The sequence below is a fragment of the Pantoea sp. C1E2 genome, from assembly GCF_056491465.1.
In genome coordinates this window covers 602050-623240 of record NZ_JBSZHT010000002.1, presented here as the reverse complement: position 1 = coordinate 623240, position 21191 = coordinate 602050, and the positions used below count along the sequence as shown (strand labels likewise).

Annotated in this window: 20 protein-coding genes; 8 read left to right on the top strand and 12 right to left on the bottom strand. The window is 55.1% G+C overall.

Translation table 11 applies throughout. The features are described 5' to 3' along the window. Positions 1-15: 15 nt before the first annotated feature. The 3 genes from dinF to ACXI0A_RS03075 form a co-directional block, all read right to left on the bottom strand. Positions 16-1338, bottom strand: coding sequence for an MATE family efflux transporter DinF (gene dinF / locus ACXI0A_RS03085; RefSeq protein WP_476150432.1), 1323 nt, complete (start codon positions 1336-1338; stop codon positions 16-18). Between the two features lie 126 nt (positions 1339-1464). Further along, the gene (gene lexA, locus ACXI0A_RS03080) at positions 1465-2079 is read right to left on the bottom strand and encodes a transcriptional repressor LexA (RefSeq protein ID WP_224932139.1); all 615 of its coding nucleotides are present in this window, start codon (positions 2077-2079) and stop codon (positions 1465-1467) included. A 105-nt stretch (positions 2080-2184) separates the two neighbouring features. Beyond that, positions 2185-2553 (bottom strand): diacylglycerol kinase, encoded by a 369-nt coding sequence (locus tag ACXI0A_RS03075; protein ID WP_224932138.1) that lies wholly within the window; start codon positions 2551-2553, stop codon positions 2185-2187. A gap of 126 nt (positions 2554-2679) precedes the next feature. Between ACXI0A_RS03075 and plsB the strand changes: the two genes are divergently transcribed. Beyond that, the gene (gene plsB / locus ACXI0A_RS03070) at positions 2680-5103 is read left to right on the top strand and encodes a glycerol-3-phosphate 1-O-acyltransferase PlsB (RefSeq protein ID WP_476151167.1); all 2424 of its coding nucleotides are present in this window, start codon (positions 2680-2682) and stop codon (positions 5101-5103) included. A 61-nt stretch (positions 5104-5164) separates the two neighbouring features. Here plsB and ubiA read toward each other — a convergent pair whose 3' ends face one another. The 4 genes from ubiA to ACXI0A_RS03050 all read right to left on the bottom strand — a co-directional run bounded on the left by ubiA (position 5165) and on the right by ACXI0A_RS03050 (position 7844). Next, the gene (gene ubiA / locus ACXI0A_RS03065; RefSeq protein WP_224932546.1) at positions 5165-6031 is read right to left on the bottom strand and encodes a 4-hydroxybenzoate octaprenyltransferase; all 867 of its coding nucleotides are present in this window, start codon (positions 6029-6031) and stop codon (positions 5165-5167) included. 24 nt (positions 6032-6055) lie between these two features. Further along, positions 6056-6574 (bottom strand): chorismate lyase, encoded by a 519-nt coding sequence (gene ubiC, locus ACXI0A_RS03060; RefSeq protein ID WP_476150435.1) that lies wholly within the window; start codon positions 6572-6574, stop codon positions 6056-6058. A gap of 90 nt (positions 6575-6664) precedes the next feature. Beyond that, complete coding sequence (psiE, locus tag ACXI0A_RS03055) at positions 6665-7075, bottom strand: phosphate-starvation-inducible protein PsiE (protein ID WP_224932135.1); 411 nt, start codon at positions 7073-7075, stop codon at positions 6665-6667. A gap of 70 nt (positions 7076-7145) precedes the next feature. After that, a complete protein-coding gene (locus ACXI0A_RS03050) occupies positions 7146-7844 on the bottom strand; it encodes a UTRA domain-containing protein (protein WP_182056453.1) in 699 nt (232 codons plus the stop codon). Between the two features lie 224 nt (positions 7845-8068). On the opposite strand from ACXI0A_RS03050, the gene ACXI0A_RS03045 reads away from it, so the two are divergent. The 6 genes from ACXI0A_RS03045 to ACXI0A_RS03020 all read left to right on the top strand — a co-directional run bounded on the left by ACXI0A_RS03045 (position 8069) and on the right by ACXI0A_RS03020 (position 14503). Continuing rightward, positions 8069-9130 carry an ABC transporter substrate-binding protein gene (locus ACXI0A_RS03045; protein ID WP_476150437.1) on the top strand — a complete coding sequence of 354 codons (1062 nt, stop codon included), beginning with the start codon at positions 8069-8071 and terminating at the stop codon, positions 9128-9130. Positions 9131-9253: 123 nt separating this feature from the next. Then, the gene (locus ACXI0A_RS03040) at positions 9254-10063 is read left to right on the top strand and encodes an alkaline phosphatase family protein (RefSeq protein ID WP_476150438.1); all 810 of its coding nucleotides are present in this window, start codon (positions 9254-9256) and stop codon (positions 10061-10063) included. After that, positions 10064-10912, top strand: a complete 849-nt coding sequence (locus ACXI0A_RS03035) for an ABC transporter permease subunit (RefSeq protein ID WP_476150440.1) — start codon at positions 10064-10066, stop codon at positions 10910-10912. It begins immediately after the preceding gene. 3 nt (positions 10913-10915) lie between these two features. After that, positions 10916-11701 carry an ABC transporter permease gene (locus ACXI0A_RS03030; protein ID WP_224932132.1) on the top strand — a complete coding sequence of 262 codons (786 nt, stop codon included), beginning with the start codon at positions 10916-10918 and terminating at the stop codon, positions 11699-11701. A 2-nt stretch (positions 11702-11703) separates the two neighbouring features. Next, positions 11704-12696 carry an ATP-binding cassette domain-containing protein gene (locus tag ACXI0A_RS03025; protein WP_476150442.1) on the top strand — a complete coding sequence of 331 codons (993 nt, stop codon included), beginning with the start codon at positions 11704-11706 and terminating at the stop codon, positions 12694-12696. Between the two features lie 181 nt (positions 12697-12877). Continuing rightward, positions 12878-14503, top strand: a complete 1626-nt coding sequence (locus ACXI0A_RS03020; protein WP_476150444.1) for a sodium-dependent inorganic phosphate transporter — start codon at positions 12878-12880, stop codon at positions 14501-14503. Positions 14504-14535: 32 nt separating this feature from the next. Here ACXI0A_RS03020 and gntU read toward each other — a convergent pair whose 3' ends face one another. The 4 genes from gntU to ACXI0A_RS03000 all read right to left on the bottom strand — a co-directional run bounded on the left by gntU (position 14536) and on the right by ACXI0A_RS03000 (position 18427). Then, positions 14536-15876 carry a gluconate transporter gene (gntU, locus tag ACXI0A_RS03015; protein WP_476150445.1) on the bottom strand — a complete coding sequence of 447 codons (1341 nt, stop codon included), beginning with the start codon at positions 15874-15876 and terminating at the stop codon, positions 14536-14538. A gap of 2 nt (positions 15877-15878) precedes the next feature. After that, positions 15879-16415: a gluconokinase gene (gntK, locus tag ACXI0A_RS03010; protein ID WP_224932124.1), complete on the bottom strand. Its 537-nt coding sequence runs from the start codon at positions 16413-16415 to the stop codon at positions 15879-15881. Between the two features lie 140 nt (positions 16416-16555). Continuing rightward, the gene (gntR, locus tag ACXI0A_RS03005; RefSeq protein WP_224932122.1) at positions 16556-17551 is read right to left on the bottom strand and encodes a gluconate operon transcriptional repressor GntR; all 996 of its coding nucleotides are present in this window, start codon (positions 17549-17551) and stop codon (positions 16556-16558) included. A gap of 180 nt (positions 17552-17731) precedes the next feature. Further along, entirely contained in the window at positions 17732-18427 is a 696-nt protein-coding gene (locus ACXI0A_RS03000) for a pirin family protein (RefSeq protein WP_476150447.1), read from the bottom strand. Between the two features lie 365 nt (positions 18428-18792). Between ACXI0A_RS03000 and ACXI0A_RS02995 the strand changes: the two genes are divergently transcribed. Further along, positions 18793-19284: a GNAT family N-acetyltransferase gene (locus ACXI0A_RS02995; protein ID WP_476150449.1), complete on the top strand. Its 492-nt coding sequence runs from the start codon at positions 18793-18795 to the stop codon at positions 19282-19284. Positions 19285-19351: 67 nt separating this feature from the next. Here ACXI0A_RS02995 and ggt read toward each other — a convergent pair whose 3' ends face one another. Then, positions 19352-21103 carry a gamma-glutamyltransferase gene (ggt, locus tag ACXI0A_RS02990; RefSeq protein WP_224932116.1) on the bottom strand — a complete coding sequence of 584 codons (1752 nt, stop codon included), beginning with the start codon at positions 21101-21103 and terminating at the stop codon, positions 19352-19354. Positions 21104-21191: the final 88 nt, after the last annotated feature.

Here is a 21191-nt window from a genome sequence, read left to right as displayed (position 1 = left end):
TTACGCTTCGCTTATTTAAGCACCAAACCAGGTGTCATGCCGCCAGTGACGGCGCCACACCCACCATAGCGTCACGCCCCGCAGAGTGAGGAATACCGCTACCGCCAGCCATAAACCGTGATTACCGAGCCAGGGGAGTGTCAGCAGCGCCAGTCCATAACCTATAGCGGCTATCACCATGCTGTTACGCATTTCACGCCCGCGCGTGGCGCCGATAAACATACCATCCAGCAGATAGCACCAGACTCCGACCAACGGCAGAATCACTTGCCATGCCAGATAGCGATCGGCCATCTCACGCAGTGATTCAAGCGAGGTGAGCAACGCCACAATTTGGGGGCCGGTTAGCGCATAGATCGCTGCAAACGCCAGGGCAACGATACCGGCCTGCCGACAGGCGGCATGCCAAATCAATAACAAGCGACTGCGATCTCTCGCTCCCACAGCTTCGCCCGAGCAGGCCTCTACGGCATAGGCAAAACCATCCAACGCGTAGGCCGTGAAAGTGAGGAACATCAGCAATACCGCATTTACAGCGACAATATCAGGCCCCAAACGAGCCCCAAGCAGGGTGAGGGACGCGAAGCAGATTTGCACCATCAGCGAGCGCAACATGATGTCGCGATTGAGGCGAAACAGCCGTGCTGCATCACCACGCCAGCTCTGTTTTAGCAGACTGAAAGAGATACCGCGCAGCTTGAGCACGCGCACCACCATCCACAACCCCACGCCCAGCGTGACATATTCCGCCACAGCAGTCGCTGCCGCTGCACCCGCAACGCCCCAGTGCAGCTTAAGTACAAACAGGAGGTCGAGCAGGATATTCACCAGATTGCCGACAATCAGCAGTACCATTGGTGCACGCGCATACTGCACGCCGAGCAACCAGCCTAATATCACCAGATTGGCTAACGTTGCCGGTGCGCTAAGCCAGCGGATGTTGATAAAGATTTGTGCCTGATGCTGCACCTCTGGGCTGCCGCCCATTAACGAGGCCGCGACAAAACTAAAGGGGGTACGTAGCAATACAAACAGCACGCCCGCCACCAGGGCTATTAACAGCGGTTGCGTCAACGCACGCGCCAGTGCGGTTTTATCGTTCGCACCAAATGCCTGTGCGGTCAAACCGGTGGTGCTCATACGCAGAAACAGCAGCAACATAAAGATGAAACTGGTCGCTGTCGCACCCACCGCCACGCCGCCGAGATAAATGGGACTATCGAGATGACCAATCACTGCCGTATCGACGACACCGAGTAGCGGAACGGTAATATTGGAGAGGATCATCGGCAGCGCCAGCCGCCACAATGCTTTATCTGAAGAGGAAAACAGCCGCATTCGCCCGTTCCATTGTTGCGCTGGTCAATTGGACCATTAACCGGCAATCAGCCTGAAGAGGAAAATCAATGTATCAGACTGCGGTCAGCACAGCGACCAACCGCAGCGGGGGAATTCAACGAGAGGTTAGAGCCATTCGCCGTTACGCACGATGCCCACAGCCAGACCTTCAACGGTCAGCGCTTGCTCACGGGTATCGACCACAATCGGCTGAAAATCGGTGTTTTCAGGCAGCAGATGCACAATGGCACCCTGCTTTTTCCAGCGCTTGACGGTGACTTCGTCATCAATGCGCGCCACCACAACCTGGCCATTACGGACTTCCTGCGTTTTATGCACAGCGAGTAAGTCGCCATCCATAATCCCGATGTCTTTCATCGACATACCACTGACGCGCAGCAGAAAATCGGCAGTAGGCTTGAACAGATTGGCATCAACCTGATAGTGCGCTTCGATGTGTTCCTGAGCTAGCAACGGTTCACCGGCAGCCACGCGGCCGATCAGCGGCAGCCCTTCGGAGACTTCTTCTTCCATCAGCAGGCGGATACCACGTGATGCACCTGAGACAATCTCAATGACGCCTTTACGCGCCAATGCTTTCAGGTGTTCTTCCGCCGCATTGGGCGAGCGAAAACCCAGTTGCGCAGCAATTTCCGCACGCGTTGGCGGCATGCCGGTCTGGTTAATATGGTCGCGAATCAGATCATAGACCTGCTGCTGCCTTGCTGTTAACGCTTTCATCCCGCCCCCTGGTTGTTTATACAGTCGCTGTGAGTATATACAGGTATTGGCGAAATGAAAACCAAAACAGAGGGAAAAATCAGCGGTTTGAAGATTCTGGAATACCTATCGCAAATGCGACCAGAGCAGCGCGATCCAGACAAACAGAGCCAGTAATATAGCCAGCAATACCGCCGCTGAGCCCATATCTTTTGCTCGTCCCGCTAAGGGATGGCGCTCTTGCCCAATGCGATCGACTACCGCTTCAATGGCGCTATTCAGGATTTCAACGATGATCACCAACACCACGGAGCCAATCATCAGCACTCGGGAAATCACATCGACATCCAGCCAGCAGGCCACCACAATGGCCACCAGTGCAGCAATGGCTTCCTGGCGAAATGCGGCTTCATGTTGCCAGGCGGCACGCAGGCCCTGCCAGGAATAACCGGCTGCATTCACTATTCTTTGAATACCGGTGACGTTATTTGCCATGCTGTGGAACCCTTGAGGTGATTTGGCGTCAATGAGTGGGCTGTATGAGATGGTGCAGCCACAGATCTTCGATTTACTTTCTGGTATGCTTGCCGCGCTTTGCTAACAAGAGGCTTTAAGTTGTCTATGTCAGGTTGGCGTAAACTTTATTACAAACTATTGAATTTACCACTCTCTTTTTTAGTAAAGAGTAAGGTCATTCCGACCGATCCTGTCTCTGAACATGGGATCGATCCGACTCGTCCAGTGATGTATGTTTTGCCTTACGATTCAAAGGCTGACCTGCTCACATTACGGGCGCAGTGTCTCAACCATGATCTGCCCGATCCGCTGGCCCCGCTGGAGATCGATGGCACTCTGCTGCCACGTCATGTGTTTATTCACGATGGCCCGCGCGTATTCCCCTATTTCGTAGCAAATCCTGAGTCCGTGAAGCTATTCCACGACTATCTCGATCTGCACCGCAGTAATCCTGATCTCGACGTACAAATGTTACCGGTTGCGGTGATGTTTGGTCGTGCGCCAGGACGCGAAATTCAGGGTGAAGACACGCCGCATCTGCGCATCCTTAATGGCATAGAGAAATTCTTCGCCATTCTGTGGCACGGACGTGACAGCTTTGTGCGCTTCTCGCCGACCGTTTCCCTGCGCCAGATGGCCACGGAGCACGGTACCGATAAGTCGATTGCCCAAAAGCTGGCACGCGTGGCACGCATTCATTTTGCGCGTCAGCGCCTGGCTGCTGTAGGCCCACGTCTGCCTGCGCGTCAGGATCTGTTCAACAAGCTGCTGCAATCCAAAGCGATTGAAAAAGCGGTTGAAGATGAAGCGCGCAGCAAAAAAATCTCGCACGAGAAGGCCCAGCAGAACGCCGTTGAGATGATGGAAGAAGTCGCGGCTAACTTCTCGTATGAAGCCATCCGCGTGACCGACCGCGTCATGGGCTGGCTGTGGAGCCGTCTCTATCAGGGCATCAACGTCAATGGTGGCGAGCGCGTGCGTCAGCTGGCGCAAGATGGCCACGAGATTGTGTATGTGCCCTGCCATCGCAGTCACATGGACTATTTGCTGCTCTCTTACGTGCTCTACCATCAGGGTTTGGTTCCGCCTCATATCGCAGCGGGCATTAACCTGAACTTCTGGCCAGCGGGTCCGATTTTCCGTCGCCTGGGCGCTTTCTTTATCCGTCGTACCTTCAAGGGCAATAAGCTCTATTCCACGGTATTCCGCGAATATCTGGGCGAGCTGTTCAGCCGCGGTTATTCGGTAGAGTACTTTGTTGAAGGTGGACGCTCGCGTACGGGCCGACTGCTGGATCCTAAAACCGGCACGCTGTCGATGACGTTGCAAGCCATGCTGCGTGGCGGTAGTCGCCCGATTACCTTCGTTCCGATCTACATCGGTTATGAACACGTCATGGAAGTGGGGACTTACGCCAAAGAGCTACGTGGCGCGGCCAAAGAGAAAGAAAGCTTCCTGCAGATGGTTCGCGGGCTGCGCAAACTGCGCAATCTTGGTCAGGGCTACGTCAACTTCGGCGAACCCTTGCCGCTGATGAACTACCTGAACAAAAACGTGCCGGAATGGCGTGATGCGATCGATCCGATTGAGCCACTGCGTCCGGCATGGATGACGCCGACGGTGAATGACATCGCGGCACGTCTAATGGTGCGTATCAACGAAGCCGGTGCCGCCAATGCCATGAACCTGTGCGTCACCGCGTTGCTGGCTTCACGTCAGCGCTCTTTGACGCGTGAACAGTTGATTGAGCAACTGGAATGCTATACCCAGCTGCTGCGTAACGTGCCTTATTCGCCAGAAGCGACCGTGCCGGATATGACTGCCGAAGCGCTGCTTGATCACGCCATGGGCATGAATAAGTTCGAGACGGAAAAAGACAGTATTGGCGACATCATCATTCTGCCGCGCGAGCAGGCAGTCCTGATGACCTATTATCGCAACAACATTCACCACATGCTGGTCATGCCATCGCTGATTGCCGCTATCGTGCAGCAGCATCGTGAGATCAGTGAGGCGGAGTTACTGCGTCAGGTGAGCCTGGTGTATCCGATGCTGAAGAGTGAGCTTTTCCTGCGTTGGGATAACTCAGAACTGCCAGGCGTGCTGAATGCACTCTGTGCTGAGATGGCGCGACAGGGTTTGATCACCGCGCAGGATGGTCAATTACGCATGAATCCTGTGCGTCATCGCTCGCTGCAACTGCTGGCTGCCGGTATCCGTGAAACGCTACAGCGTTTTGCTATCACCTTTGCGATTCTGAGTGCCAAGCCGACGATCAACCGCGGCACGCTGGAGAAGGAAAGCCGTACGCTGGCGCAACGTCTGTCGGTGTTGCACGGCATTAACGCGCCGGAATTCTTTGATAAAGCGGTGTTTACCACGCTGGTACTGTCGTTGCGTGATGAAGGCTACATCAGTGATTCGGGCGATGCCGATGCGGAACGCACTCACATTATGTGGCAGATGCTGGCAGAGCTGGTGACCAGTGATGTACGTCTGACCATTGAAAGTGCAGTAGCTCACGAATAACGTCTGGCCTGAAAAACAGAAAGGCGACCATCAGGTCGCCTTTTTTTATGGCATCAACGATTCAGAACAGGTCTATAAACGGCTGAGTATTGAGTAGTACGCCGATAAACAGCACCAGACCAACATAGTTATTATTCAGAAAGGCCTGGAAGCAAGGATCGCGTTCACGTTGAGCAATCAGCTTTTGCTGATACACAAAGAAACCACCCGCCACCAGCAGTGACCAGTAAAATGCACCGTTCAGATTCAACATCAATCCGACCAGCGCCATCAGCCCTAGCGTAGCCAGCTGCAGCAGACCAATGATCAACTTATCGAAACGACCAAACAGAATCGCCGTGGATTTCACGCCAATCCTGAGGTCATCATCACGATCCACCATCGCATATTGCGTGTCATAAGCCACCGTCCAGCAGATATTCGCGAAGAACACCAACCAGCAGACTAAAGGTAAGGACTCACTAACTGCCGCCCAGCCCATCGGAATCGCCCAGCCAAATGCCGCGCCCAATACCACCTGTGGCAGATGGGTATAACGCTTCATAAACGGATAGACCCACGCCAGCGCCAGTCCACCAAATGACAGCAAAATCGTCATGCGATTCATGGTCAGCACCAGCGCAAACGCCAGCAGGCCGAGCACGACAAACAGGATTTTAGCCTCTTTCTCCGTCACCACACCGCTCGCCAGTGGTCGTGAGGCAGTACGTTTAACGTGCCCATCGACTTTACGATCGGCATAGTCATTGATCACGCAGCCCGCGGCGCGCATCACAATGACGCCGAGCACAAACACCACCAGTACAGACAAAGGCGGCACAGCCATGCCTGATAGCCACAGGGCCCACATGGTTGGCCACAACAGCAGCAGTGTGCCGATGGGTTTATCGATACGCATCAGGCGGCGATAAGCCTGCCACTTAGTCATGGTTAAGGTTTTTTCCACAGTCCTTTATCCTTGATCCAGCGCGCGATACAGCGGCGACGCCGGTAAAAACAGTTCAGTTAACAACAGCGGTTTACCTGATAAACGCAGGCGTGAGCGACGTCCCCACAAATCATCCACCTGGCCGGGGTCGATAAAATCGCGGCTCAGCGTTGAAGAGGCGAAAAGATAGCGCCCCAGTGGACGGGTGCCAAGATTTTGCAACATCTGCTCCGGGCCATTCAAGGTGCTTTCCGGCACCACGGTGCGCCCAATCAGCCAGGGTTCGCCATCGCCGCACAGCACAATTTCGCGCAACCAGAACTGATCATCGACGGGCAGAAATTCCGCCTCTGGTGCGACTTCGTCAGCGGTAATAAAGCTTTCACGGATCAGTTCCACCGTCACCTGCTGGCAATGCTGCTCGAAGCGACGCGTCATGGAGTCTTCCTCCAGCAACCAGTCAAGGAGAGGGGGGGAAAGCAAGGGGGAAGTGGCTGGCAGCCAATGCAGTGCGAGTAACTGGCGCAGCGCGTGATGCGACATCAGGACATCTCCGGAGAAAAAGTTGCCCTAGTTTAACGCAGAGAATCGGGCGTGGCACTGCTGGTTGTGCCACACCCGTCAGAAGGGGAATTATTCGCGCTTCAACCGATTGCTATTCGCCAGCCACAGCGTGACCACCAGAATCAAAATTGCCGCCGAATAATAGAGCGTGTCGAACGGATTTTTGTGGTCAACGATAATCAGACGAATGATCGCGGTGATACCGATATAAATGAAATAACGCAGCGGGAAGTGATAGCCGGACTGGAAGTATTTCACTATCAGCGCGATAAACTCGAAATAGAGAAAATAGATGACGATGCCTTCGATCAACAGGTATGAAGAAGCCTGCTCACCGGTACTAAACAGCACATTGGCTAAATGAATCGTCTCTTTGCCAAGAAACACCACCAGGATGACGGCCAACGTCACCAGGCCAATATTCAGAACCCATTGTAATACCGAAGCAATAAGTTGCCCCGGTGCTGATTTTGTTGTCATTTTTATACGCCTCAAAGTACGGAAACTCTCTGGCGTTATCATGCTGTAGTGTGATCAAAATCACAATATGCTACACATCAACATCCACACAGAGCGCGTCATAGCGCCAGTACTCACAGTCACAGTCAATCACCCGCTTTTGCTGATCGCGGTTAATGCGTGTAATGAGTAATCCTGGTGTGCCACTGGCGACATTGAGTGCCGGTGCCGCGCGCGCAGGAAGCGGGCCGGGCAGAATGGTAAAGCGAGCGCCGCCGTAGCGAATTCCATAGCGCTGATCGTAGAGATCGGTGAGTGAGCGGGTCAGGTCTTCCTCTAATAGGCCGGGAAAAAAGGCCGGATTGAGGTAATGCTCCACGTACAACACCGCGCGCCCATCAATACGACGCAAACGGCGAATGCGAAATACGCTGTCCCCTTCTAATAGCTGCAAATGCCGCGCTATCACCAGCTGTGCCGGGACTTCCCGCGCCTCAATCACTTCTGTGATGGCGATACGACCTTGTTCTGCCGCCATGGCATGAAAGTGGCTGTGATGGGCCGGGTTATACACCAGTCGCGGTGGCGCGAGAAACCAGCCACGACGCAGTTCGCGGTAGATGATGCCCTGCGCTTCCAGCAAGCCCAGCGCCTCACGCAGGGTAATGCGCGTGGTGGAATAGTGTTCACTCAAACTGCGTTCAGCCGGTAAGCGTCCGCTGGCAAATTCACCGTTTTCAATGCGTTCGCTCAGTGCCGCAGCAATCACATCCACCGTTTTCGACGACATTTTTTCAGCCTCATTTTGGGGCAAATCTGCACTATGACAGTTCGATGACTACAATATGACAGGCATATCCCACGCTTTCGCGCGCTGTATCCGCATGTGGAGCTGCGCGTCACACCACATTTCACCACCATGGTCATAAAACCTTCATCTGATCGGGCTACATTGGCTCGGTTCTTGCTGGACTAGACCAAGACGTCCCACAACTTACACCCGGAGCAACCGAGATGAAAGCGTTTATCTCCTCTGTAGTAGCCAGTGCCGTACTGCTTGCGCTGCCCGCCGCGCACGCCGCCGATAACGACCTTGCCGCGCTGGAAAAAGCCGCGCGTGCTGAGGGCCAGGTCAACAGCGTCGGTATGCCAGACAGCTGGGCGAACTGGAAAGACACATGGAATGACATCAACAGCAAATATGGCCTTAAGCACAGCGATACCGATATGTCATCGGCGCAGGAGTTGGCTAAATTTGATGCAGAGAAAGAGAACGCCAGCGCCGATATCGGTGATGTGGGCGCCGCTTTCGGTCCGGTTGCTGTGACCAAAGGTCTGGCACAACCGTACAAACCCACGCATTGGGATCAGATCCCAAGCTGGGCGAAAGATAACGATGGTAACTGGATGCTGGCTTACACCGGCACCATCGCCTTCCTGATCGACAAGCAGCAGGTAAAAGATGCACCGCACAGCTGGGCCGATCTGAAGAAAGGTAAGTATGTGGTGACTATCGGTGACGTTGGCGTGGCAGCTCAGGCGGCTAACGGCGTACTGGCAGCCAACTACGCGATGGGCGGTGATGAGAAGAACCTGAAGCCAGCCCTCAACTTCTTTGGTGAACTGGCTAAAGAAGGCCGTCTGGGCGTGACCGATCCGGTGATTGCCAACATCGAGAAAGGCGAAATTCAGGTTGCCGTGGTGTGGGACTTTAACGGCCTGAACTACCGCGACCAGATTGACAAGAATCGCTACGAAGTGGTGATCCCGTCGGATGGTTCCGTGATCTCAGGTTACACCACCATCATTAACAAATACGCCAAACACCCGAACGCCGCCAAACTGGCCCGTGAATACATCTTCTCGGATGCCGGCCAGATCAACCTGGCGAAAGGCTACGCACGTCCGATTCGTGCAGAGCATTTGACCCTGCCAGCCGACGTGCAGGCCAAACTGCTGCCGCAGTCTGAGTACAAAAATGCCCGCCCGATCAAAGATCAGGCTGCATGGGATAAGACTTCAAAAATGCTGCCGCGCCTGTGGCAAGAGAACGTGATCATTAACATGAAGCAGTAATTTGCACATAACGTGGCGGCGTGATTTATCACGTCAACGTAAAGCAATGATTCTGCTGATAAGTGCGCAATAAATTGCGCCGCTACGCACAGTGCTCGTATTTGAACGATGTAAGGAACGGGAATGAAAACAATCCTGGTGGTACTGGATGGCCTGAGCAATCAGGTGGCACAGCATGCAATGGGCTATCTGTTTGCCGAATGCAAACAGGGCAACGGCCAATTTTACACGCTCACCTGCGAACTGCCTTCGCTGTCGCGTCCGCTGTATGAATGCATTCTGACTGGGATTCCGCCGGTGCAGAGCGGTATTATTCATAACGGTGTCAATCGCTTAAGCAATCAGCGCAGCATCTTCCATTACGCCCGCGCCGCCGGTTTAACCACGGCCGCTGCCGCCTATCACTGGGTGAGTGAGCTGTATAACCAATCCCCGTTCAACAATGCGCGCGATCGCCACACCATCGCCCCGGATTTGCCGATTCAATACGGCCACTTTTACTGGGACGACAGTTATCCGGATTCCCACTTGTTTGAAGATGCCGAGAGCCTGCGTCTCAATCACGATCCGGACTTTTTACTGATCCATCCAATGAATATTGACGATGCCGGGCACAAGCATAGCCTGTCATCGCCGCAATACCGCAACCGCGCACGTATGGCTGATGGCTATCTGTCACAGTGGATGCCCGGTTGGCTGGCCGCAGGTTATCAGGTGATTGTCACCGCCGATCACGGCATGAACGATGACCGCTCGCACGGTGGCATTTTGCCGGAAGAGACGCAGGTGCCGCTGTTTGTATTTGGCGCAGGCTTCTCACGTCAGCCCGATCTCGAACCGCAACAGACTGAACTGTGCGGCATCGTTTGCACGCTGCTGGGCATTGAGCACGATAAACCGGTGTGCCACGGTTTGCTGGCGGAGCCGCGTTAAATGAAGGGCAAAACCCTCGCCACGCTGTTACTGCTGCCGTTCGCCTTTTTCTGGGTCGCCTTCCAGCTCACGCCGCTGTTGTGGATCGCCATCAACAGCTTCTGGAGCGACATGAACGAGCGCTGGGGTATCGATAACTACACCGATATCCTCACCTCGCCGTTTTATCTGCAGGCGTTTCGCCTGTCGCTGGATATCTCCATCTGGTCGAGCATTTACGGCCTGCTGATCTCGCTGATCGCTGGCTATTCGCTGCATCAGCTGGGCAGCGGCCGTTTTCAACGCTTCCTGATGTCGTTTACCAACATGACCAGCAACTTTGCGGGCGTGCCGCTGGCGTTTGCCTTCGTGATTCTGCTGGGCATGAACGGTTGTCTGACGCTGCTGTTGCGCCATTTCGGCATGCTGGAGGGGTTCAAGCTGTTCTCGCGTGACGGCATGGTGCTGGTCTACACCTGGTTCCAGATCCCGCTCGGCATTCTGCTGCTCTACCCGGCTTTTGATGGGTTGCGCAAAGATTGGGAGGAGTCCGCCGCACTGCTCGGTGCCAGCCGCTGGCGCTACTGGTGGCACATAGGTTTGCCGATTCTGTTCCCGGCGCTGTTGGGCACCTTCGTCATTCTGCTGGCCAATGCGCTGGGCGCTTACGCCACCATTTATGCACTGACCACCGGCAACTTTAACGTGGTGCCGGTGCGTATTGCCGCGCTGGTATCAGGCGATATCTCGCTCGATCCGAATACCGGCGGTGCGCTAGCGATGTTGCTGATGTTCATTATGGCGCTGATTACCGTGGTGCAGCAGTATCTGGTGCGCCGCAGTTATCTCAACGCGAAATCACAGGAGTAGAACGTGTCTCGCGCGGAAAAAATTTATCATCGTCTGATTATCTGGCTGCTGCTGATCATCCTCGCCGCCCCGCTGCTGGCGACGCTGCTGTATGGCGTCTCAACTGACTGGAGCGACACCATTCTGCCGCAGGGCTTCACCCTGAAGTGGTTGATTGAACTGTGGAGCGATCCCCGCTTCCTGACGGCGCTTGGTCACTCCTTGCTGATTTGCTTCGGCGCGCTGCTGTTCTCGCTAGTGCTGGTGCTGCCTGCGATGTTTGTGATCGCTTACTATTATCCCAAGCTGGATGCGGTAATGAACGTGCTGATTCTGATGCCATTTGCCGTGCCACCGGTGGTGTCATCCGTTGGCCTGTTGCAGCTCTACTCTTCCTCACCGCTGATGATCACCGGCACGCCGTGGATTCTGGTCGGCTGTTACTTCACCATCGCGCTGCCGTTTATTTACCGTGCCATTGCCAACAATATGCAGGCAATTAACCTGAAAGAGTTGATTGATGCCTCACATCTGCTGGGTGCCAGCACCTGGCAGGCCGCGCTGTTTGTGGTGCTGCCCAACCTGCGCAAAGGGGTGTTCATCGCAGTGCTGCTCTCCTTCTCTTTCCTGATAGGTGAGTTTGTATTCGCTAACCTGTTAGTCGGCACCCGCTATGAGACGTTGCAGGTGTATCTCTACAATATGCGTAACGGCAGCGGCCACTTCACCAGTGCGCTGGTGATCTCTTATTTTGCTGTCGTCCTGCTGGTCACCTGGCTGGCGAATGCCCTCAATCCTGAACGAGGCTGACCATGAGTTATCTGAACGTCACCCAGCTGAACAAAAGCTACGGCCCTACCAGCATCTTTGAAAATATCGATTTCAGTGCCGATGAAGGCGAGTTTGTTACCCTGCTCGGCCCGAGCGGCTGCGGCAAATCGACGCTGCTGCGCTGCATTGCTGGATTGACCGATGTCGACAGCGGCAAAATTCTGCTGCAGGGCCAGGATATCGTGCCGCTGCCACCGCAGAAACGCACCATTGGCATGGTGTTCCAGAGCTACGCGCTGTTCCCCAATATGACGGTGGAGAAGAACGTGGCCTTTGGCCTCAAAATGCAGAAGCTGCCGGGCGGTGATATTCAAAAACGGGTGATGGAAGCGCTGGCGTTGGTTGAATTGACCGATTTTGCCCGCCGTTATCCGCACCAGCTCTCTGGTGGCCAGTGTCAGCGTGTGGCGCTGGCGCGTTCGTTGATCACCCGTCCTCGCCTGCTCCTGCTGGATGAACCCTTGTCTGCGCTCGATGCGCGAATTCGTCGCCACCTGCGTGAACAGATTCGTAATATCCAGCAAGAGCTGAAGCTCACCACCATTTTCGTCACCCACGATCAGGAAGAGGCGTTAACGCTGTCGGACCGTATCGTGCTGATGAACCGTGGCAAGATCGTGCAGAACGGCAACGCCGAGGCGCTTTATACCCAGCCTGCCGATTTGTTCGCTGCCGGATTTATTGGCAACTACAACTTGCTGAGCGCCGAACAAGCCACGCAACTCACCGGCCAGACATTTAGTGGCCAGGTGGCGATTCGACCTGAATCGATCCGTTTGAGCGCGCCACAAGACGGCATCCCTGCCACCATTGTCAGTCACAGCCTGCTCGGTAACGTGATTCGTTATCGTGTACTGGCGCACGGCGTTGAATTGTCGGTGGATGTGCTGAACCGCAGCGTGGCGGATTTGCACCCTGCTGGCATGCAAATTGGTCTACAGTTAGAGATGTCGACGTTGCGCCAGGTTGCTTAAATTTAACGAAAAATTGGCAACGCAACGCGGCAGCATTCAGCGTTAATGCAGCCTGTTAATCGTTGTCGCGGCGGCCTTTAGGCTGCCCGTGGCCGCACTCCGGTGCGCCCGGCACTTCGGGTACTTACCCACAGGCTTGCAGTTGATGCAATGAAAGTCTGAGGATAAGGAACCGCCCGACGTGTTGACCCTGCTCAATCTGTTATCAGCCGTGGCCCTGCTAGTGTGGGGCACGCACATAGTGCGAACCGGCATCATGCGCGTGTACGGTGCCGATTTGCGGCGCGTGCTCAGCCGCAGCGTGGAAAGGAAGCCGATGGCGTTTCTCGCCGGGATTGGCGTCACCGCGCTGGTGCAAAGCAGCAACGCCACTACCCTGCTCGTCACTTCCTTTGTTGCACAAAACCTTGTTAGCCTGACGCCTGCGCTGGTGGTGGTGCTCGGGGCTGATGTGGGTACCGCCATCATGGCGCGTATTCTGACCTTTGATCTCTCCTGGCTGTCACCGCTGTTCATTTTCTTCGGCGTGGTGTTTTTCCTCAGTCGTAAACAGACGCGCGCCGGGCAAATGGGGCGCGCCGCGATTGGCCTCGGGCTGATTTTGCTGGCCTTGCAGCTGATTGTCGCCGCCGCCAAACCCATCACCCAGGCAGCAGGCTTGCAGGTGCTGTTCTCCACGCTGACCGGCGATGTGATGCTGGATGCCTTGCTGGGCGCGGTATTTGCCATCATCAGTTACTCCAGCCTGGCGGCAGTGCTGATCACTGCCACCTTGACTGCCGCTGACGTCATCTCCTTCAAAGTGGCTCTCTGCCTGGTGATTGGCGCCAACCTCGGCAGTGGTTTGCTGGCGATGATTAACGCCAGCGGTTCCAATGCCGCCGGTAAACGCGTGGCGCTCGGCAGCCTGCTGTTCAAGCTCATCGGCAGCCTGGCGATTTTGCCACTGGTCAATTACGTCGCGGATATTCTCGATAAAATGCCGGTCGATGACGAAGAGCTGGTGATCTTCTTCCACGTTTTCTACAACCTGATCCGCTGCCTGATTATGGTGCCGTTCGCTGAACCGATGGCGCGCTTGTGCCGTCGCATGATTTCCGATGAGCCGGAAACCGATGTGCATTTACGCCCCAAACATCTCGACCGCAGCGCGCTGGACACGCCTGCGCTGGCATTAGCCAATGCCGCGCGAGAAACCCTGCGCATCGGCGATGTCGTCGAACATATGATGGAGTCATTCAATAAAGTGGTGCATGGCGAACTGCGTGAAGAGCGCGCGGTGCGGCGGCTGGATGATGATGTCGATGTGCTGTATACCGCCATCAAACTTTATCTGGCGCGGATGCCAAAAGAGGATTTGGCCGAAGAGGATTCGCGTCGCTGGGCCGAGGTGATTGAGATGGCACTCAACCTTGAGCAGGCGGGCGATATTATTGAACGCATGTGCGCGGATGTTGCGGTGAAATCGCTGAACGCCCGCCGGGCATTTTCACCCGAAGGACTGGAAGAATTGAACACCCTACAGGAGCAAGTGCTCAACAACCTGCGCCTCAGTTTGTCGGTGTTTCTCTCCAAGGATATCCCGAGCGCACGCCGTTTGCGCCGTTCCAAACACCGTTTCCGCATCCTGATTCGCCGTTTTTCGCACGCGCACGTTGAGCGTTTACATCAGAAGAATGTGCAGAGCATCGAAACCAGTTCCCTGCATTTAGGGTTGCTGGGGGATATGAAGCGTCTGAACTCGCTGTTCTGTGCGGTGGCGTATACGGTGCTGGATCAGCCGGATGACGAGCGGGATGAGGATTAAGATCAGGTGCGCATTCCTGCGCACCTGGAAAGTTACGACAGCAAACTAAACGCGATCATTCCGACAATGGCACCGGTGGTACCCAGAATGGTTTCCATCAGCGTCCAGGTCTTCAGCGTTTCACCTTCAGTCGCACCAGTGAAGCGGCCGAACAGCCAGAAACCAGCATCGTTCACGTGGCTGATGATGATGGAGCCCCCACCGATGCAAATCGACAAGGCCGCCAGCTGCGCGCCACTGTAGTGCAGCGGTTCAATGACTGGCATCACCAGGCCCACCGTGGTTAAGCAGGCGACCGTCGCCGAGCCCTGAATCACACGGATCGCACCCGAAAGAATGAAGCACGCCAGCGCAATTGGCATCCCGGCCCCGGTAAGTGCATGACCGAGTACCGGACCGACACCCGAATCCACCAGCACCTGCTTGAACACGCCGCCAGCACCGATCACCAGCAGAATAATGCCTGCCGGTTGCAGCGCACTGCCACACACCTGCATCACCCTCTCTTTATCCATGCCCTGACGATAAGCCAGTCCATAGATGGCCACCAGGCAAGCGAGCAGAATCGCGGTAAACGGATGGCCGATAAATTCCAGCCACTCATACAACCCTGTGCCCGGCGTGGTGAAGCGCGCCCCGATGGTTTTCAGACCCACCAGCAGCAGCGGGAACAGGATCAGCGACAGGCTGAAGCCAAACGACGGCAGCTTGCCCTCTTCCACTTCCGGCTGATGATCTTCCGGCGGCGCACTGAAGCTAACGTGACGGGCAATGAAGTTGCCAAACAGCGGACCGGCGATCAACATACCAGGAATCGCTGCGCACAAACCGAGCAGAATCATCCAGCCAAAATCCGCGTGCATCTGGGAAGCCAGCAGCATCGGCGCCGGTCCCGGCAGCAGAAACGCCGCTGAAGCAGCCACACCGGCAAACAACGGGATCACCAATTTCACTAAATTACCGTTGGTACGACGCGCCACGGCAAAGGCGATGCTGATCAGCAATACCACGGCGACTTCAAAGAACAGCGGCAATGCGCAGATCAGTCCGGCAATCCCCATCGCATAGTGCGCCCGGTTTTCACCAAAGGCTTTCAGCATGCGGATAGCGATTTGATCGACCGCACCGGTTTCATGCAGGATTTTGCCGAACATCGCGCCTAATGCCACCACGATGGCAAGAAATCCGAGCGTGCCGCCCATGCCTTTTTGCATGGTGTCAGCAATTTTATCCAGCGGCATACCGGAGAACAGACCGGCACCAATAGAGACTAACATCAGGGCGACAAAGGCATGCATACGCGCTTTCATCACCAAAAACAGCAGCAGCAGGACGGAGCCTGCTGCAGTTAACACCAGCGTTGCGGTACTCATCACTAACCCTTGTTGATTGCTTCCTCAATGGTCGCAACCGTGGCCGCAACGACTTCATCCAGTGAATGATTAATATCAACCACCAGTACATCGGGCTCGTCTGCCCCAGGTTCTTGCAAGGTCTCAAACTGCGTGACCAACATCTGCGGCTTAAAGAAGTGGCCTTTACGCGCTTTCAAACGGGATTCGATGGTTTCGAAATCGCCCTGCAGATAGATGAATTTCAGGTTCTGATTGCCCTGACGCAGGATGTCGCGGTAAGACTTTTTCAGCGCCGAGCAGACGATAATTGAGACCGCCTGGGTGCGCTGCATCGCGAACGCCGCATCGTTCAGAGCCTGCAGCCATGGCTGACGATCGTTATCGTCCAGCGGATGACCGTCGGCCATTTTCATGATATTGCTGCGCGGATGGAGGAAATCCCCATCCAGAAAGGCGGTGTTCAGCTGATGAGAAACCTGATTGGCGACAGCAGATTTTCCGCTGCCAGAAACGCCCATCAGGATAAACACGTGGTGCGATGGAGATGGCGTAGTCATGGTTTTGCGCTCCGGCAGGTTGGCTGCCAATGTTACCGATAACAAATTTGATTATCATTGTCGGAGGCCACTGCGGGACTGGCAACCCTTGTTAGGCGGAAAAGCACGAAAGTGTGAACTGACTCAAATAATCGCCAAAATCAGATGCTGCCACCTTCTGCAATTTCAAACCCGACATCCAACGGCTCGGTCACGCTGCGATCGCCGCCAATACGCGCCAGCAACATCGCTGCCGATTCACGCCCCATGCGTTCACGCGGCGTGAGCACCGTGGCCAGGCGAGGTGTGACCACCTGCGTGATGTCGTGGCCGTGGAATCCGGCAATCGCCATCTGCGCGGGGACATTTAAGCCCTGACGCTGACACTCAAACATCGCGCCGACTGCGAGGTCATCATTGGTACAGAACAGGCTGTCGGTTTCGGGATAGCGTTTCTGCGCCTCTCGCAGCAGCTGCGCTCCGGCGCTGAAGGAAGAAGCATCTTCCATCATTACGCTGTGCGGAGTGAGCCCGGCTTCACGCATCGCTTTTTCGTAGCCCTGCTGTTTTTGCAGAGTACGTTCATCGAGCCGTGCACCCAGGTAAACGGTGTGGCGATGGCCTTTTTTCAGGATAGCATGCGTCATCTGCCGCGCCGCTTCGACGTTATCGAAGCCCACCGCCATATCCAGGCACGGGGTGACCGAATCCATCATCTCAATCACCGGAATGCCCGCCACTTCCAGCATGCGCAGCGTGCCCGGCGTGTGGGTACGTTCGGTGAGAATCACGCCGTCGATGTTCCAGCCCAGCAGCGAACGCAGCTGTAACTCTTCTTTGTCCGCGTTGTAGCCAAAGTGCGCCACCAGCGTTTGATAACCGGCTTCATCGGTGACGGTTTCAATGCCGCGCAATACGTCGGCAAACACCTGGTTGGTGAGCGAAGGCAACAGCACGCCGATAGCGCGACTGGTAGCATTGGAGAGCATATCGGGGGCACGATTGGGGATATAACCGAGTTCATCCAGCGCCACGGCGATCTTATCGCGTAGCGCCAGCGAGACCTGATCGGGATTACGCAGGTAGCGGCTGACGGTCATTTTTGTGATGCCGACGCGATCGGCAACGTCCTGTAGTACCGGCCTTTTCTTCTTCATCGTATGCGCCTGAGGTCAGAGATACGATGAGTCTATCATTTTTTTGTCATTTTCTGGTTTTGCGGAAAACCGTAGATTCCCGCTTTAACCAAGAGCGCATGAATGCGCCCTTTACGAATACTCGCCGAAAAATGTAGGGTCGCCATTCATGGCGACCCTACATTTTTCATTGACATGCTGTTAAACCGGCGGCAGGTCAAACAGCAGAATCTCCGCATCACTGTCGGCTTTAAGGGTTAACGCGCTTTCATCCCAGATAGCCAACGCGTCGCTGGTGCCGACCTGTTCGCCATTGACGCTCACCAGGCCTTTTACCACCTGAATCCACACACGACGATCCGCTTCGATCGTGACGGCATCGGTTTCACCATCAGCAAACACCCAACGCGACAGCGTCATGTCCTGGAACACTTTCAGCGATCCCTCACGCTCATCCAGTGACAGCACAAACTGGCGACCTTTCACGTCTTCAAAGCGGCGCTGGGCATAGCGTGGCTCAATGCCTTTGCGCTCTGGAATGATCCAGATCTGATACAGATGCAGCGGATCTTTATCACTGGCGTTGTATTCCGAATGACGCACACCAGTACCGGCGCTCATGATCTGGAATTCACCCGTTGGGATCTGCTCTTTGTTGCCCATGCTGTCCTGATGCTCCACGGTGCCCGACAGCACGTAGGTCAGAATTTCCATGTCTTTATGCGGATGAGTACCAAAACCCTGGCCGCCATCGATCACATCTTCATTGATAACGCGCAGTGCTGAGAAGCCCATGAAGTTGGCGTCGTAGTAATCGGCGAAGGAAAACGTGTGCCAGCTATCGAGCCAGCCGTGGTTAGCGTGACCGCGTTCTTCTGCTTTGCGTACGTAGATCATATTCAATTCTCCTCAATGTTTTTTACAGTGTGGGCTTGAGGGGGATTGATTGATAGCTGAAAAACTTCACGCCTCTGTTCAAAAAAGCTGAACGTTTTAGAAGGATTCGAACAAGGGGAATGAAGAAGGTGAATCGCAGGTAAAAAAAAAGCCAGCACCCGAGCTGGCTAAGTAATTCTGGAAGCAATGTGAGCAATGTCGTGCTTACCCGTTCTGTCAGGAGACGTTCCCGAGTCCGCATGACAATAATAATCATTATCATTCGCGTCTGTAAACCCCTTTTGAGAATTATTTTCAATTGACGACTCGCGAGAATTCCTTGATGTTAAAGGGGATTTTATTCACTTTGCACAAGGAGTCGCTTTATGAGTCAGGTCACTGTTCGTCACGCAACGCCGGAAGATGCTGCCGCATTAACCCATCTTTACAGCCAGCAAGAAACTCAGGCCAGCACGTTGCATCTGCCCTACCAATCACCGGCGCTATGGCAGGAACGTCTTAAAGAGATGCGTCCCGGCCAGTACCGTTTGGTGGCGTGCATTGATGAACAGGTTGTGGGTCAACTATCGCTGGATGGCATTACGGTGGCACGCCGCCGCCATGCTGCATCGATTGGCATGGGCGTCGATCCCGCCTTTCACCGTCGCGGCGTAGGCTCGGCGCTGATGGCCGCGATGATTGACCTGTGTGACAACTGGCTGCAGGTAACGCGGATCGAGTTAACCGTGTTCGCCGATAATCATAAAGCGATTGGCCTGTATCAGAAGTTTGGCTTTGAGATCGAAGGCACCGCGAAGCGTTTTGCCATGCGTGATGGCGAGATGGTGGATACGCACTATATGGCGCGATTAAAATAACTTGCGCGTTGAATCGCGCCGCTACAACTCGCACTGAGGTGGTAGCGGCGCAATTTATTGCGCTAAATTAATACCCGGCACTCAAATCATCCACCGAACGCGGATCGGAAGCACCGTAACGCATGCCATCCGGCCCAATCATAATGCTCTGCGTGCTGCCCATCGCGGGCATCACTTTCACATGCTGACCTTTAGCTTCCAGCAAGCGCAGCGTATCTGGGCTAAAGCCTTTCTCCACGCGCAGCTGATCCGGTAACCACTGATGGTGGAAACGCGGGGCGTTAGTGGCTTCGGCTACGTTCATCCCAAAATCAATGCTGTTCACCACCATTTGCAGCACAGTGGTGATAATACGGCTACCGCCAGGGCTACCGGTTACCAGCCAGGTTTTACCGTCTTTGGCAATGATGGTCGGAGACATGGATGACAACGGGCGCTTCGCCGGCTGCACCGCATTCGCTTCGCCGCCGACTAAGCCATAGACGTTCGGCGTGCCCGGTTTGGCGGAGAAGTCATCCATCTCATTATTCATCAGGATGCCGCTCTGGCCGGCGACGATGCCGCTGCCGAAGTAGGTATTCAGGGTATAGGTCACTGCGACCGCATTACCGTCTTTGTCCACCACCGAGAAGTGGGTGGTCTGGTTACTTTCGTACGGCTCAAGCTTGCCCGGTTTAATTTCGCTCGATGGACGCGCTTTATTGACATCAATCTGCTGCGCCAGGGTTTTGGCGTAGGCTTTGCTGGTCAGTGCCTGCTGCGGCACTTTGACGAAATCAGGATCGCCAAGGTATTCCGAGCGGTCGGCATAAGCGTACTTCTCAGCTTCGGCCATCACCTGCATCGCATCGGCGCTGCCAAAGCCCCACTTCGCCAGATCGAAGTTTTCGAGGATATTCAGGATCTGCACGATGTGAATCCCGCCCGATGACGGAGGTGGCATTGAGAACACCTCATAACCGCGATAGGTGCCACTGACCGGCTTACGCTCCACTGCGCGATAGGCCGCCAAATCCGGTTTGCCAATCAACCCGCCATGCTGTGCCATTTCTCCGGCGATCTCATCGGCAATTTTGCCTTTATAGAACGCATCAGGCCCTTGTTGGGCAATCAGCTGCAGGCTGTGCGCGAGGTTTTTCTGCACCAGACGCTCGCCTTTTTGATACGGCTTGCCGTCGGCTTTGTAGAAAATCGCCCGGCTGTTGTCGTGATTGATCAGCGTCTCTTTGCCGTAGGTCGCCAAATCGTCCGCCAGCGCATCGTTGACGATGATGCCTTCACGCGCCAGCTTAATGGCCGGCGCCAGCAAAGTGCTCAGCGGCAGCGTGCCGTATTTCTGTGCCGCCAGCGCAAAACCCGCCACAGTGCCCGGCGTGCCGGAGGCCAGGTGAGAAGTGAGCGACAGCTTAGGATCGGCATTACCCTGTTTATCGAGGAACATATCGCGCGTGGCGTGAGCGGGTGCCATTTCACGGAAATCGATCGCCGCAGTGCGGCCCGATGCGGTGCGCAGCATCATAAAGCCGCCGCCGCCGAGGTTACCGGCCTGAGGATGGGTCACCGCCAGCGCAAAGCCGACGGCGACAGCGGCATCCACGGCGTTACCGCCCTGCTTCAGAATATCGACGCCGACCTGAGTGGCCATCGCATCCACTGACGCCACCATACCGTGCTGCGCCTTCACCGGATGGAAGGTATCGCTGTCCACCCCGTATGACACCGGTGGCGCACTGGCTGGCGCGGCAAACGCGCCCTGCACCACGGTAAAACTCATCAATAATGCCCAGCCAACCTGGCGCACGCTGCCCTTTAGTCTCATTTGCGATCTTCCTTTGCGGTTATTTACATTTGTTATTTTTTGATGCAAGTGTTTGCAAACACGATAAAAAGCGTAGCAGTAAGCCAAA

Coding starts and splice junctions, on each gene's coding strand:
- dinF (WP_476150432.1), bottom strand. CDS start 1,338: ATGCGGCTGTTTTCCTCTTCAGATAAAGCATTGTGGCGGCTGGCGCTG.
- lexA (WP_224932139.1), bottom strand. CDS start 2,079: ATGAAAGCGTTAACAGCAAGGCAGCAGCAGGTCTATGATCTGATTCGC.
- ubiA (WP_224932546.1), bottom strand. CDS start 6,031: ATGACTAAGTGGCAGGCTTATCGCCGCCTGATGCGTATCGATAAACCC.
- psiE (WP_224932135.1), bottom strand. CDS start 7,075: ATGACAACAAAATCAGCACCGGGGCAACTTATTGCTTCGGTATTACAA.
- ACXI0A_RS03000 (WP_476150447.1), bottom strand. CDS start 18,427: ATGATCTACGTACGCAAAGCAGAAGAACGCGGTCACGCTAACCACGGC.
- ACXI0A_RS03035 (WP_476150440.1), top strand. CDS start 10,064: ATGAAGGGCAAAACCCTCGCCACGCTGTTACTGCTGCCGTTCGCCTTT.
- ACXI0A_RS02995 (WP_476150449.1), top strand. CDS start 18,793: ATGAGTCAGGTCACTGTTCGTCACGCAACGCCGGAAGATGCTGCCGCA.
- plsB (WP_476151167.1), top strand. CDS start 2,680: ATGTCAGGTTGGCGTAAACTTTATTACAAACTATTGAATTTACCACTC.
- ACXI0A_RS03075 (WP_224932138.1), bottom strand. CDS start 2,553: ATGGCAAATAACGTCACCGGTATTCAAAGAATAGTGAATGCAGCCGGT.
- ACXI0A_RS03040 (WP_476150438.1), top strand. CDS start 9,254: ATGAAAACAATCCTGGTGGTACTGGATGGCCTGAGCAATCAGGTGGCA.
- ACXI0A_RS03025 (WP_476150442.1), top strand. CDS start 11,704: ATGAGTTATCTGAACGTCACCCAGCTGAACAAAAGCTACGGCCCTACC.
- gntR (WP_224932122.1), bottom strand. CDS start 17,551: ATGAAGAAGAAAAGGCCGGTACTACAGGACGTTGCCGATCGCGTCGGC.
- ACXI0A_RS03045 (WP_476150437.1), top strand. CDS start 8,069: ATGAAAGCGTTTATCTCCTCTGTAGTAGCCAGTGCCGTACTGCTTGCG.
- gntU (WP_476150445.1), bottom strand. CDS start 15,876: ATGAGTACCGCAACGCTGGTGTTAACTGCAGCAGGCTCCGTCCTGCTG.
- ggt (WP_224932116.1), bottom strand. CDS start 21,103: ATGAGACTAAAGGGCAGCGTGCGCCAGGTTGGCTGGGCATTATTGATG.
- ubiC (WP_476150435.1), bottom strand. CDS start 6,574: ATGTCGCATCACGCGCTGCGCCAGTTACTCGCACTGCATTGGCTGCCA.
- ACXI0A_RS03050 (WP_182056453.1), bottom strand. CDS start 7,844: ATGTCGTCGAAAACGGTGGATGTGATTGCTGCGGCACTGAGCGAACGC.
- gntK (WP_224932124.1), bottom strand. CDS start 16,415: ATGACTACGCCATCTCCATCGCACCACGTGTTTATCCTGATGGGCGTT.